Source organism: Rhodanobacter sp. LX-99 (assembly GCF_018599185.1).
Lineage (GTDB): Bacteria > Pseudomonadota > Gammaproteobacteria > Xanthomonadales > Rhodanobacteraceae > Rhodanobacter.
Window position 1 is genome coordinate 1,176,494 of sequence record NZ_JAHFVL010000001.1, and the last position, 14,234, is coordinate 1,190,727.

The following is a 14,234-nucleotide window of genomic DNA, read 5'->3' on the forward strand; positions in this document are numbered from 1 at the left end:
AACGGCCAGCCTAAACGAATTGCGGCGGCGGAGGCATCCGCCGGCTTCTGCCGCTACAATACCGGGCTTGTACTGCCCGCCGAGGGGCGCTGCGACCGTTGTTGTGAATGAACTTCACAGGAACCGGCCAGGCTCGGCGCGGCACGTTCCACAACGGCGCCCGGTTGTTTGTACGCGAGTCCCTTCGGGGGAACCGGCCATCCATGGTCGGACTCTTCGAAAGATCCTCGCACTAACCGGAGATACGCATGAACGCCGCATTGAAAGAAAACCACCACGACTACAAGATCCGCGACCTCTCGCTGGCCGACTGGGGCCGCAAGGAGCTGGACATCGCCGAGCACGAGATGCCGGGCCTGATGTCGATCCGCAAGAAGCACGCCGCCACCTTGCCGCTGAAGGGCGTGCGCGTGACCGGCTCGCTGCACATGACGATCCAGACCGCGGTGCTGATCGAGACGCTGAAGGACATCGGCGCCGACGTGCGCTGGGCCTCGTGCAACATCTTCTCCACGCAGGACCACGCCGCCGCCGCGATCGCCGCGACCGGCACGCCGGTGTTCGCCTGGAAGGGCGAGACGCTGGAAGAGTACTGGGACTGCACGCTGGACGCGCTGTCCTTCCCCGACGGCAAGGGCGGCTTCCTTGGGCCCCAACTGGTGGTCGACGACGGCGGCGACGTGACGCTGCTGATCCACAAGGGCTACGAGCTGGAGAACGGCAGCAAGTGGGTGGACGAGAAGGCTTCCTCGCATGAGGAGCAGGTAATCAAGAACCTGCTGAAGCGCGTTGCCGTCGAGCGTCCCGGTTACTGGCACACCGTGGTGAAGGACTGGAAGGGCGTCTCCGAGGAGACCACCACCGGCGTGCACCGCCTGTACCAGCTGGCCGAGGCGAAGTCGCTGCTGATCCCCGCGATCAACGTCAACGACTCGGTGACCAAGAGCAAGTTCGACAACCTGTACGGCTGCCGCGAGTCGCTGGCCGATGGCCTGAAGCGCGCGATGGACGTGATGCTGGCCGGCAAGGTGGCCGTGGTCTGCGGCTATGGCGACGTCGGCAAGGGCTGTGCGCATTCGCTGCGTGCCTACGGCTCGCGCGTTGTCGTGACCGAGATCGACCCGATCAACGCGCTGCAGGCGGCGATGGAAGGCTTCGAGGTCAACACCGTCGAATCCACTCTCGGCTGGGGCGACATCTACGTCACCACCACCGGCAACAAGGACGTGCTGACGCTGGATCACCTGAAGTCGATGAAGGACCAGGCGATCGTCTGCAACATCGGCCACTTCGACAACGAGATCCAGGTCGACGCGCTGAACGCGATGGCCGGCGTCGAGAAGATCAACATCAAGCCGCAGGTGGACAAGTACGTCTTCCCGGACGGCCGCGCGATCTTCCTGCTCGCCGAAGGCCGCCTGGTGAATCTCGGCTGCGCCACCGGCCACCCGAGCTTCGTGATGTCCAACTCGTTCTCCAACCAGACCCTGGCGCAGATCGACCTGTGGGCGAACAAGGACAAGTACGAGGCCAAGGTCTACATCCTGCCGAAGAAGCTCGACGAGGAAGTCGCGCGCCTGCACCTGGAGAAGATCGGCGTGAAGCTGACCACGCTCACCCCGACCCAGGCCGCCTACCTCGGCGTGCCGGTGGAAGGCCCGTACAAGCCGGATCACTACCGCTACTGAGCCGCTAGCGGATCATGCGTCGGCTGCAGCAGAACGGGCGCGCAAGGCGCCCGTTCTGCTGCAGCCGGTTCCACCACCGGGCAGCGTGCACCGTGCGGCCTGCGCTGCGCTGGATCATACTTTCGTACCGATCCAACACGGTCGAACCCACGGGAGACGGCGTCGATGTCGCCAAAGCCAAGCAGCGCCGACCGGCGATTGTTCAGCCAGCTTCGCAGTGAAATGGAGCGGATGACCGCGTCCGAACGGGTGATCGCGAACTTCCTGCTCACCAACCGGCAGGCGGTGCCGTTCGAGACTGCCAACTCGCTAGCCGCCAAGCTAGCCATCAGCGCCGCGACGGTGGGCCGGTTCTGCCGTCGCCTCGGCTACCGGAACTTCCGCGAGCTGAAGGCGGCTTTCAAGTTCGACGTGGCCGTCGCGCCATGGCCGATCGGCGAAGGCCTGCGCTCGATGCTGCAGACCGGCGGCGGCGAGCCGGCACTGCAACGCGACCTGGACCTGACCATCGCCGGCATCATCGAGGTCTACCGCCGCGCGGAAACGCGCGAATGGCAGGATATCGTCGCGCGTCTGGCGCACTGCTCGACACTGCACATCGTGGGATTCCAGACCGAGCGCGGGCTTGCGGCCCACTTCGCCAGTTTCCTGCAATACGTGCGCCCGCGGGTGCGGGTGGCCGATCTGGCTACCGGAAGCTTCTCGGAGGTGCTGCTCGACGGCACCGACAAGGATTGCGTCGTGATCGTGGAGACGCGCCGCTACTCGCGCCAGGCACAGCTGCTCGCCCGTCATTGCCGGCAACGCGGGCTGCCGCTGGTGATGATCACCGACAAGTATTGCCACTGGGCCAGCGAGTACACGCCGCACATCCTGGCATTGCCGACGGAAAGCGGGATTTTCTGGGGCACCACCGTTCCGATCCACGCAGCACTGGCGCTGCTGGTCAACGGCGTGGTTCTCGCGCTCGGCGACCGCGTGGAGCAACGCCTGGCCCACGTCTCCGACCTCTACCAGGAATTCGTCGGCCACGTCGGGAAACCCGGGCGCGGGCAGCGCAAGAAGGGCGGCGACATCGAGCCTTGAGCACGCGGCGCACCGTCGGGCCGAGGCCCGGCGCTTCCGCGAAACCGGGATCGCCGCTCCCGTTCAGCGCGACCGCACGTAGGCCACGTAGATGATCAGGCCGGCCGCGAAATAACCGCCGACGATCGCCAGCGGCAGCACGTCGCCGCGCGTTGCGCGCAGCACCATGTCGATCAGCAGCGGCAAGCCCATCAGCGCGGCGAAGGCGATGCCGAGTGCCGGAATGATGCCGATCCACCAGCCACGCACGCGGATGCCGCCCAGCGGCACCCGGAACGAACGCGGGCGATCGGGCTCGACCACGCGCAGGCGCATGACCGCCGCGCAAACGATCGCGAACGCGACCGCCGTGCCGAGGCTGATCAGGTCGCCGAGCAGGCTGATCGGCAGGCACGCCGCGAGCAGCGCCATGGCCACGCCGGTATAGATGGTGCCGACCTGCGGCGTGCGCGTCCTGCCGTCGATCCGGGCGAACACCGGCGGCAGCATGCGATCGCGCGCCATCGCGTAGAAGATACGGGTCTGTCCGTAGATCGACGTCAGCAGCACCGAAAGCAGGCCGATCACCGCGGCGGACTTGACCGCAATGCCGAACATCGGCAACTGCATCGCGTCGACGGCGACCGCAATCGGGTCGGCGACGCCGAGCCGGGCGTAGGGCACGATGCCGGTCATCACCGCGGCGACGGCCATGTACAGCACCGTGCAGACCGCCAGCGTCATGAAGATGCCGATCGGCAAGTCGCGCTGGGGGTTGCGCGCCTCGGCCGCGCTCGTGGACACGGTCTCGAAGCCGACGTAGGCGAAAAAGATCGCCGAGGCGCCGCGCAGCACGCCGGGCCAGCCGAACTCGAAATCGCCCCGCGCCGGCGGCACGAACGGCGTGAGGTTGGCCGGGTCGACGAAGGCGATGCCGACCAGCACGAAGGCGACCAGCGCAGCCATCTTGAGCAGCACGATGGCCGTGTTGAACGCGAACGACTGCGTCACCCCGCGCAACAGGACAGCCGTCACCACCAGGATCGCGCCGGCGGCGACGAGGTTGACGCCGCCGCCGAACTGCAGGCGATTGGTGCCGCCGTCGGAGCGGAAGTCGAGCATCGGCGTGGTGATCGACGCCGGCAGGTGCAGACCGAACTGGTCGAGCAACGCCACCGCGTAGCCGGCGAAGCCGACCGCGACAGTCGCCGCGGCAATGCCGTACTCGAGCAGCAGCAGCCAGCCGGCGCACCACGCGGTGAAGCGGCCAAACGTGAGCAACGCATACGAATAGCTCGAACCGGACAACGGCATCGTGCCGGCAAGCTCGGCATAGCAGAACGCGGTGAATCCGCAGGCGATCGCCGCCGCCACGAACGACAGCACCACCGCCGGCCCGGCATGGGTCGCCGCCGCGGTGCCGGTCATCACGAAGATGCCGGCGCCGATGACGCAGCCGACACCGATCATCGTCAACTGGAGCGGGCCGAGCGTGCGCGCCAGCCCCGATTCGTCGTCATCCACCGATTGCAATTTTTCTTTCATGAGAGTTACTATGATATAAATTATGCATCCACGTCCAGAGGCCGGCTTGCATGCAGACCGAGGTTCGCCACGAACGCTGGGAGCTCGCCGCGCCATTCGTCATCGCGCACGAGACCTACCTGCATGCCGACGTCATCGTGGCAACGCTGTCGTGCGATGGCGCCGTCGGCCGCGGCGAATGCACGCCCACCGCGTTCTACGGCGAGAGCGTGGGCGGCGTGATGGAGACCGTGCGAGAACTGCTCGCCCGCCTCGCCCGCGGCGAGTCATGGGACCGCATCCACGATCGCGTGCCAGCCGGCGCCGCGCGCAACGCGGTCGACTGTGCGTTCTGGGATCTGCGCGCGAAACTGGCGAAGCGGCGTGTCTGGGAACTGGCCGGCGTCCCCGCCCCGGGCCAGGTGCGCACCGCGCAGACCATCAGCGTGGGCGAAGCGGCGCAGCAGGCGGACAAGGCGCGCGCGATCGTCGCCACCGACGGCGATGGCGCCCTGATCAAGCTGAAACTCGATGCACACGACATCGTCGCCCGCGTCGCGGCCGTGCGCGACGCCGCTCCGGCCGCGACCCTGATCATCGACGCGAATGAATCCTGGGACCCGGTGCTGCTCGACGGCGTCATGCCTGCGCTGCAGGCCGCGCATGTCGCGATGGTCGAGCAGCCGCTGCCCGTGGGCAAGGACGACGCGCTGGCACGGATCGAACGCCGCGTGCCGGTCTGCGCCGACGAATCGGCCCACGTCAGCGCCGACCTCGACGCGCTGCGCGGCCGCTACGACCTGGTCAACGTGAAGCTGGACAAGACCGGTGGCCTGACCGAGGCGCTGCGCATGACTGCCCGCGCGCGCCAGCTCGGTTTCGGGTTGATGGTGGGCTGCATGGAAGGGACGTCGCTCGGCATGGCGCCAGCGACGCTCGTCGCCGGCGCTGCACGCTTTGTCGACCTCGATGGCCCGCTCCTCATCGGTCGTGACCGCGACCCGGGCCTGCACTACCAGCGCGGCCTCGTCTCGCCACCCAGCGCGGCGCTGTGGGGTTGAGCCGCATGTTTTCCCGGAGAACCGATTCCATGACGAACCGAACACTGATCTCGCTGCTGCTGATCGCACCGCTGGTCGTGTTGCCAGCCGGCCATGCAGCAGCGGCCGACTTCATCGTGCGCCATGCCGTCGTCGTCGACGGCACCGGCGCCGCGGCCCGGCAGGTCGACGTGCGCGTCGCCGACGGCCGCATCGCCGCCATCGGCGAACTCGCACCGCAACGCGGCGAACCGGTGGTCGACGCCCGCGGGCTGGTGCTCGCGCCGGGGTTCATCGACACCCACAGCCACCACGACCGCGGCCTCGACAGCCAGCTCGACGCGCTGCCGGTGACCAGCCAGGGCGTCACCACGATCGTCATCGGCCAGGACGGCTTCTCGCAGGAGCCGATCGCCGATCTGTTCCGCCGCTACGACGCCACGCCGGCGGCGATCAACATCGCCTCGTACGCGGGCCACAACTCGCTGCGCGAGAAGGTGATGGGTGTCGACGCCAGCCACGCGGCGACGCCAGCGCAGGTGCAGGCGATGCGCCAGCTGCTCGCCGCCGACATGAAGGCCGGCGCGCTCGGCCTGTCGACCGGCCTTGAATACGACTCGGGCCTCTACTCCACGCGCGCCGAGGTGCTCGCGCTCGCCGACGCGGCCGCACCCTACGGTGGCCGCTACATCAGCCACATGCGCAGCGAGGACCGCAAGGTCTGGGATGCGCTCGACGAACTGCTGGCGATCGGCCGCGAGGCGAAGATCCCGGTGCAGGTCAGCCACGCCAAGCTGGCGATGACCGACTGGTGGGGCCAGGCCGACCGCTTCCTGGGCATGCTCGACAAGGCGCGCGCCGAAGGCGTCGACGCGACGCTCGACGTCTATCCCTACGACAGCTGGCACAGCGAGTTGATCGTGCTGTGGCCCGAGCGCGACTTCGGCAACCGCGCGACCGCCGAATTCGTGCTCAAGCACCTCTCCCCGGCCGATGGCCTGCGCCTGTCGCAGTTCAAGCCCGAACCGGACCTGGTCGGCAAGAGCGTGGCCGATATCGCGCGCCTGCGCGGCACCGACGACGCGGATACGGTGATGGCCCTGATCCGCGAATCGGAAGCGGCCCACAGCACCGCGCAGGTCATCAGCCGCAGCATGGACGAGCGCGACATCGCGAAGTTCATCGCCTGGCCGCAGGCGAACATCTGTTCCGACGGCAGCCTCGACGGCCTGCACCCGCGCGGCTACGGCACGTTCCCGCGCGTGCTGCGCATGTACGTGCGCGAGAAGAAGACGCTGACGCTCGAGCAGGCCGTGCACAAGATGACCGGGCTGGCGGCGCAACACATGGGCTTGCGCGACCGCGGCCATATCCGCGTCGGCGCGGCGGCCGACCTCGTCCTGTTCGATCCGCGCACGGTGGCCGACCGCGCCACCTACGAGAAGCCGCACGAGCTGTCGGTCGGCATCGCGCGCGTATGGGTCAACGGCATCGTGGTCCTCGTCGACGGCAAGGCGACCGGCGCCCATCCGGGCCAGGTGCTGCGCCGCCAGGAGGCAGGTTGACATGCAGATCGCCGCCCCCTACCTGCTTTTCCTCGGCAACACCCCGCATCGCCTCGACGCCAAGACGGCCAGCGGCATTCTCGACTGGCGCCCGGAACTGTGCGCCGGGCAATGCCGGCTCGATGCCGACACGGTCGACCTCGGCCTGCCTGACATGACGCCGGCCGCCGCCGCCGCCGCCGGCGTACGCACGCTGGTGATCGGCGTGGCCACCTTCGGCGGTGCGCTCGACGAGACGTGGATCGACACCCTGCTGGCCGCGATCCACGCCGGCCTCGACATCGCCAGCGGCATGCATGCACGCCTCGGCGAGAATCCGCGGATCGCCGAGGCCGCGCGCCTGGCCGGCGTGCGGCTGTTCGACGTGCGCCACGCCGACGCGCATTTCGACGTCGGCTCCGGCCGCAAGCGCAGCGGCCGCCGGATGCTGATGGTCGGCGTCGATTGCGCGGTCGGCAAGAAGTACGCCGCGCTGGCCATCCACCGCGCCTTGGCGCGCCGCGGCATGGCCGCCGATTTTCGCGCGACCGGGCAAACCGGCATCCTCATCGCCGGCGCCGGCGTCGCGATCGACGCGGTCGTCGCCGATTTCGCCGCCGGCGCGGCCGAAGCGCTGTCGCCCGACAACGAGCCCGGGCACTGGGACGTGATCGAAGGCCAGGGCTCGCTGTTCCACCCGGCCTATGCCGGCGTCAGCCTCGCCCTGCTGCACGGCTCGCAGCCGGACGCGCTGGTGCTGTGCCACGACCCGCGGCGCACCCACATCGACGGCTATCCGGACTATCCGCTGCCGACGCTCGCCGCCTGCATCGCCGCCAACGAACAGGCCGCGCGCCTGACCAACCCCGCCGCACGCTGCATCGCCGTCGCGCTCAACACGCACGGCATGAGCGAAAGCCAGCGCGCGGACGCGTTCGCCCGCGCGCACGGGGAAACCGGGCTCGTCGTCTTCGACCCGATCGCGACCGGTGCCGACGCGGTCGTCGACACGCTGCTCGCGGAAGCGCGCGAATTTCCGCAAGCCAGTCCACGCACCCCGGGGGATCACCCATGAAACGCAAGACTGTGGCCATGACCACCGTGCCGGCCTGTTCCCACGGCGACGCGCCTGCCGGGCTCACGGGTCATTTCATCGGGTTGAGCTGTTGCACGGCGGCGAAGGCAGCATGGATTCGGCGCGGTCGGATGGACGTCCAAATCATGATAAGCGGCCAGCGTATCCCCGGATGTCGTTGAGATAGCGACAGCGTGTAAACGCAGCGTTGAAATCGGCTGGTTTCCGCTACGTGCTCCACGTGAAGAGGCTCGGCAGGTTTGGTTGCTCCGTTACGGTCTGTGGGGAGGTAGCAGGTCATGTCCAAAGGTCATTTCAAGTGTGGTGGCAAGGCGCAACGGGTGATTCTGTCGCGCTTGCCGCTCGCGGCGGCGATCAGTTTTGCGGTGACCGCACCAGCGCTCGCTCAGGATGCTGCCGAGCAACCCGCATCGGCCGCGACGACCGCCGCGACGGCGCAAAAGGTCAAGACCCTGGGTGCGGTCACGGTGACCGCGCAGCGGCGCACCGAGGATCTGCAGAAGGTGCCGATCAGCATCAACGTGCTGGCACAGGATCAACTTGAGGCCCTGCACGTGCAGAACTTCAAGGACTATGTGAAGTATCTGCCCAGCGTGTCCTTCCAGGACAACGGTGGCGGCAATGGCGCGCAAGGCTTTGCCATCATCTACATGCGCGGTGTCAGCAGCGGCAGCGGCGGGGACTATACCGGGTCGCGGCCGAGCGTCGGCGTGTACCTCGACAACCAGCCGGTCACCACGATCCAGGGGCCGGTCGACATCCACATGTACGACATCGCCCGCATCGAGGTGCTGGCAGGACCCCAGGGCACGTTGTATGGCGCCAGCGCCGAAGCGGGCGCGTTGCGCATCATCACCAACAAGCCCGACCCCGGCGCTTTCGCGGCAAACTACGCGCTCGGCGTCAACAAGGTTGCACACGGTGGCATCGGCTCCACCGCCGAGGGCATGGTCAATATCCCGCTCAGCAAGAGTGCCGCGATTCGCCTCGTGGGTTGGCGCGAACACGACGCGGGCTACATCGACAACAAGCCCGGCACGCGTACCTACCCGTCCTCCGGCATTACCATCAGCAACGCCGACGACTGCACCCCCGGCGTGCTGCTGCAATGCCACGGGCACGCCCGCAAGCATTACAACGACGCCGACACCCAAGGCGCACGCGCCGCGCTGAAAGTGGACCTGGACGACAACTGGTCGATCAGCCCGACCCTGATGGGGCAACAGACGATCTCCCATGGTTCATCTTCCAGCGATCCGAGCGTGGGCGATCTCGCCGTCACGCACTTCTTTCCCGAGCGCAACAACGATCGGTGGTGGCAGGGCGCGCTGACCGTGCAAGGCAAGCTCGGCAATTTCGATCTGACTTATGCCTATGCGCATCTCAAGCGCAACCAGGAGCAGGAGTCCGACTACACGGACTACTCGTTCTGGTACGACACGCTGAACGGCTCCGGTGTCTATTTTTATGATAACGGCGGGAGCCTGATCGATCCGTCGCAGCATCCATTCTTCCGCGACCACTACACCGACAACAGCCACGAACTGCGCCTTGTCTCACCCAGCGACGATCGCCTGCGTCTGGTCGCCGGCGCGTTCTGGCAGAAGCTGAAACACGACATCCAGTACCAGTACAAGATCAGCGGCCTGGCCGATTCGCTGACGGTTACCGGCTGGCCGGACACCCTCTATCTGAGCCGGCAGATCCGCTACGACCGTGACCGGTCGGTGTACGGCGAACTGTCCTGGGACTTCATCCCCGACGTCCTCACCGGCACGATCGGTGAGCGCTATTACCGCGACAGCGGCAGCTTTTACGGCTTTTTCGGTTTCAGCGAGGGCTATTTCCCCGGTTCCAGTTACGGCGAGGCCGGCTGCATCTCGCCCGAGCCATTCGAGGGCGCGCCCTGTCTGGACTTCAACAAGCGGGTGAAGCAAAGCGGGTCGCTCAACAAGGTCAACCTGACCTGGCATGTCACGCCCCAAGCCATGGTCTATTTCACCCGGTCCGAGGGCTATCGCCCGGGCGGCATCAATCGCAACGCGTCGCTGCCGCCCTATCAGGCGGATTTCCTGACCAACGTCGAACTCGGCTGGAAAACCTCATGGCTCGACCATCGGCTGACCTTCAACGGGGCCGTGTTTCGCGAGACCTGGAACAATTTCCAGTTCGACATCACGGGTCCGAACGGCATTTCCGAAATCCTCAATGCCAATTCGGCCCGCATCAACGGACTGGAGTCGCAGCTGAACTGGCAGGCGACCTACAACCTGCAGCTGAGCGCCGGCATCGCGTTGTATGACGCCAAGTTGACCGCCAACTACTGCGGCTTCACCGACAACAACAACCGCCCCGTCACCGACTGTCCGGCCGGCTCGATCAATACACAAACCGGCGACACGGTGGACGGACCGCTGGCACCCACGGGCACCCGCCTGCCCATCACGCCACGGTTCAAGGGCAACCTCATCGCGCGTTACACCTTTGATGTCGGCAACAGGAGTGGCTTCGTCCAGGGCGCATTGACGCATGTGGGGAACCGCACGACGAGCCTGCTCCTGCTCGAACGCAGCCTCTACGGCGGCCTGCCCGCCTACAATTCGGTCGACCTCTCCGCCGGCCTCCAGGGGGGCAACTGGTCGGCGAGTGTCTACATCAACAATGCGTTCGACAAGCGCGCCGCGCTGTACAAGTTCTCCGAGTGTGCGGTAACGGTTTGTGGTGCGCACGGCGTGGTGCCGGAATACCCGAACGGGCAGGTGTACACGGGTTTCAGCCAGCCGCGCACGTTCGGCATCAGCTTCACGCAGGATTTCTAGTCGAGCGGTCGATTGCCGCACCGGATGAAAGCCCTGGCGTCAGCCAGGGCCTTTCGCTACCCGCCCGATGGCGAGCAACGTCTCTCCGACAGATGATCATTTGACGGGAGTGGTTCATGCCCCTCTTCATTCGCACCGCCTGCATGTGGATTGTCGCGGCCATCGGGCTGTTGACAGCGACGCCATCTTCGGCTGCCGGCGTCAAGTACGACACGATCATCCGCAACGGTCACATCATCGACGGCACGGGTTCGCCCTGGTACGCGGCCGATGTCGCCGTGAAGGACGGTCGCATCGCCGCGATCGGCAACCTCGCCGACGCGCATGCCAGGCAGGTGATCGACGCCCACGGTCTGGTTGTGGCGCCGGGATTCATCGACATGCTCGGTCAATCGGAAATCACCCTGCTGGTCGATCCTCATGTGCCGTCGAAGATCTTCCAGGGCATCACCACCGAGATCACCGGAGAAGGCGAATCGGTGGCGCCGCTCGACGCCGAGATGATCAGGCAACGCCAGGCGGCTTACGCGCATTATCAGGTAATGCCGGACTGGCGCACGTTCGAGCAATATTTCACGCGCCTGCAAAAGCACGGCATGGGCATCAACGTGGGCACGTACGTGGGCGCCACTTCAGTGCGCGAGATGGTCATCGGTTACACGAATCGCGCACCCACGCCGGACGAGTTGAAGCAGATGCAGATGCTGGTCGCGGACGCGATGAAGCAGGGTGCGCTGGGGCTGTCCACTGCGCTGGAGTACACGCCGGCGCCCTACGCCGGAACCGACGAATTGATCGCCCTGGCGAAGGTTGCCGCACGCCATGGCGGCATTTACGCGACCCACATGCGCAACGAGGGCGACGCAGAGATGGCGGCGCTGGACGAAACCTTCCGGATCGGCCGCGAGGCGGATATTCCGGTGGAGATTTTCCATCTCAAGGCCACCGGCAATCTCAAGGGCAAGATGGCACAGGTGATCGCGCGCATCGACGCAGCGCGTGCCAGCGGCATCGACGTGGCGGCGGACACCTACGCCTATACCGCGTGGCAGAACGATCTGTCGGCTTTCATCCCGCCCTGGGCCCATGACGGCGGCAACCTGAAACTGATCGAACGCCTGAAGAATCCGGCCACGCGTGCGCGCATCCGCAAGGACATGCTCACTCCCGGCGATGCCTGGGACAACGAGTGGCTCGCGGCCATCGAGCGGGCGCATGGCATCATGATCGGCAGTGTCAACAACAAGGCGTTGCAGAAGTACGTCGGCAAGCGGGTCAGTGAGATTGCGGCGGAATGGCACGAGGATCCGATCGACACGATCTGCGACTTCCTGATCAAGGACAACGCCGCCACCAGTTCGGTGGTGTTCGGCATGCGGGAGTCTGATGTCGATCTGGCGCTGAAGCAGTCGTGGGTTTCGATCGACACGGACTATGAGGGAACGTCGCCGGATGGCCTGCTCGGCAAGGATCGTCCGCACCCGCGCGCCTACGGCACCTTTCCGCGCATTCTCGCCAAGTACGTGCGGGAGCAGAAGCTGCTCACGCTTCCGGACGCCATCCGCAAGTTCAGCGCATTGGCGGCCCAGCGTGAGCATCTGACGGATCGTGGCGTGCTCAAGCAGGGCATGTGGGCAGACATCGTCGTGTTCGACCCGGACACCATTCGCGATGTCGCCACCTTCACCGACCCGAACCAGCTGTCGGTCGGGATGCAATATGTGCTGGTCAACGGGGTACCGGTGATCGATGGCGGCAAGATGACGGATGCGCTGCCGGGGGCGGTATTGCGTGGTCCGGCTTACTCCGGCAAATAGCTGAATTCCGAAAGGAACTGGTGTAGCGCCTTGCGGGGTTCCCGCATGGGATCAGCGTGTTGATTTCCGCCGAAAACTGAGCCGGCCGCCACGTCGAACGAGCCGCCGGCGAGCTGAATCCAGGCGGCATATATCGCTCCATCGCGAATCGAAGATATATACTGCCGGACACCCTGGCCCCGGAACCTTCGCGATGGCGTCAATCAGCTTCGAATTCTTCCCGCCCAAGACCGACGACCAGCGCGCGCAGCTCGACCGCACGGCGCAGGCACTGAAGGCGCACCAGCCCGAGTACGCCTCGGTCACCTTCGGCGCGGGCGGCTCCACGCTCAGCTACACCGGCGACACCGTGGCACGGCTGCATACGCAGCATGGGCTCAACGTGGCACCGCACCTGTCGTGCATGGGCGGCACCCGGGCGGAGATCGCCGAACTGCTGGACGGCTACCGCGCGGCGGGCTACCGGCGCATCGTGGCGCTGCGCGGCGACATGCCTTCGGGCATGGCCACCGCGGGCGACTTCCGCTACGCCGCCGAACTGGTGAGTTTCATCCGCCAGCACTGCGGCGACCACTTCCACATCGAGGTGGCGGCGTACCCGGAAACCCATCCGCAGGCCGATGACGCGCTGCGCGACCTGCAGCATTTCAAGGCAAAAGTCGACGCCGGCGCGAACGGCGCGATCACCCAGTACTTCTTCAACCCCGACGCGTATTTCCGCTTCGTCGACGACGTGCGCCGGCTCGGCGTCAACGTGCCGATCGTGCCGGGTATCATGCCGATCGCGAACTACAGCCAGCTGAAACGCTTCTCCGACATGTGCGGCGCGGAGATCCCGCGCTGGATCGCCAAGCGCATGCAGGCGCACGGCGACGACGCCGATTCGGTGCGCGCGCTCGGCGCCGAGGTGGTGGCGCAGCTGTGCCGGCGCCTGCTCGACGGCGGCGCGCCGGGCCTGCACTTCTACACGCTGAACCGGGCCCGCGCCACGCAGGCGGTGCTGCAGCAAATTTTCTGATTCGCGCGGCGGGTATGCTGGGGCGATGCACCGCTTGGCCGCCCTGCTCTGCCTGATCCTGTTCGCCTGTGCCGCGCCCGCCGCGGCGCAGACGCCGATCCATCGCTGCATCGGCGCGAACGGCGGCGCGGTGTTCACCGACCAGCCCTGCGCCGCGCTGCAGGCGACCCCGGCCAGCCCGAACGCCTCCTCCGCGCAAGCAGCCGCCCCGCTGGCCGCCCCGCCGCCGATCCTGTGTGCCGCCGGGCCCGGCGAACTGCGCCAGAGCGTGATCGACGCCTTCGCCAGCCGCGACGCCAACCGCATGGCCGGCCTGATGCTGTGGGACGGCTATGGCCGCGGCGCGGCGATCGCGGACATCCGTTCGCTGGCCGAGCTGATGAAGCAGCCGTTGCTGGACGTGGACATCCCGAACGGCAGCGCGCCGGCGCAAGCCGCCAGCATCGACGACCCGTTCGCCACGGACGCCCCGCCCGCTCCGCCATCGGCCGGCAACCAGCTGGTGTTGCACACCGCCGGCAACGACGGCAGCGGCAGCCCGCGGGAACTGCGTTTCGACATCGTGCGCCAGGCCGGCTGCCTGTGGCTGCGCAACGCGAATTGACGCCGACCCGGCGCCCAGC

At 66.7% G+C, this 14,234-nt stretch carries 10 protein-coding genes and 1 riboswitch; of the genes, 9 read left to right on the forward strand and 1 reads right to left on the reverse strand.

Annotated features, from left to right (window positions below; all coding sequences use genetic code 11):
* Nucleotides 1–75 precede the first annotated feature (75 nt).
* A riboswitch (S-adenosyl-L-homocysteine riboswitch) is annotated at nt 76–169 on the forward strand.
* 79 nt (nt 170–248) lie between these two features.
* Together ahcY and KK131_RS05645 are read left to right on the forward strand one after the other, a co-directional pair.
* The gene (ahcY, locus tag KK131_RS05640) at nt 249–1,688 is read left to right on the forward strand and encodes an adenosylhomocysteinase (protein ID WP_214555713.1); all 1,440 of its coding nucleotides are present in this window, start codon (nt 249–251) and stop codon (nt 1,686–1,688) included.
* 165 nt (nt 1,689–1,853) lie between these two features.
* Nucleotides 1,854–2,774, forward strand: coding sequence for a MurR/RpiR family transcriptional regulator (locus KK131_RS05645; protein ID WP_214555714.1), 921 nt, complete (start codon nt 1,854–1,856; stop codon nt 2,772–2,774).
* Between the two features lie 63 nt (nt 2,775–2,837).
* Here KK131_RS05645 and KK131_RS05650 read toward each other — a convergent pair whose 3' ends face one another.
* Entirely contained in the window at nt 2,838–4,298 is a 1,461-nt protein-coding gene (locus tag KK131_RS05650; RefSeq protein ID WP_214555715.1) for an amino acid permease, read from the reverse strand.
* A gap of 50 nt (nt 4,299–4,348) precedes the next feature.
* Between KK131_RS05650 and dgcA the strand changes: the two genes are divergently transcribed.
* From dgcA to KK131_RS05685, 7 genes are all read left to right on the forward strand, one after another.
* Nucleotides 4,349–5,338, forward strand: a complete 990-nt coding sequence (gene dgcA, locus KK131_RS05655; protein WP_214555716.1) for an N-acetyl-D-Glu racemase DgcA — start codon at nt 4,349–4,351, stop codon at nt 5,336–5,338.
* Nucleotides 5,339–5,367: 29 nt separating this feature from the next.
* A complete protein-coding gene (locus KK131_RS05660) occupies nt 5,368–6,882 on the forward strand; it encodes a D-aminoacylase (RefSeq protein WP_214555717.1) in 1,515 nt (504 codons plus the stop codon).
* 1 nt (nt 6,883) lies between these two features.
* A complete protein-coding gene (locus KK131_RS05665; RefSeq protein WP_214555718.1) occupies nt 6,884–7,936 on the forward strand; it encodes a DUF1611 domain-containing protein in 1,053 nt (350 codons plus the stop codon).
* A 299-nt stretch (nt 7,937–8,235) separates the two neighbouring features.
* Complete coding sequence (locus tag KK131_RS05670; RefSeq protein WP_214555719.1) at nt 8,236–10,776, forward strand: TonB-dependent receptor; 2,541 nt, start codon at nt 8,236–8,238, stop codon at nt 10,774–10,776.
* 116 nt (nt 10,777–10,892) lie between these two features.
* Entirely contained in the window at nt 10,893–12,593 is a 1,701-nt protein-coding gene (locus tag KK131_RS05675; protein WP_214555720.1) for a D-aminoacylase, read from the forward strand.
* A gap of 193 nt (nt 12,594–12,786) precedes the next feature.
* Complete coding sequence (metF, locus tag KK131_RS05680) at nt 12,787–13,611, forward strand: methylenetetrahydrofolate reductase [NAD(P)H] (protein WP_214555721.1); 825 nt, start codon at nt 12,787–12,789, stop codon at nt 13,609–13,611.
* Between the two features lie 25 nt (nt 13,612–13,636).
* Nucleotides 13,637–14,215: a DUF4124 domain-containing protein gene (locus tag KK131_RS05685; RefSeq protein WP_214555722.1), complete on the forward strand. Its 579-nt coding sequence runs from the start codon at nt 13,637–13,639 to the stop codon at nt 14,213–14,215.
* Nucleotides 14,216–14,234: the final 19 nt, after the last annotated feature.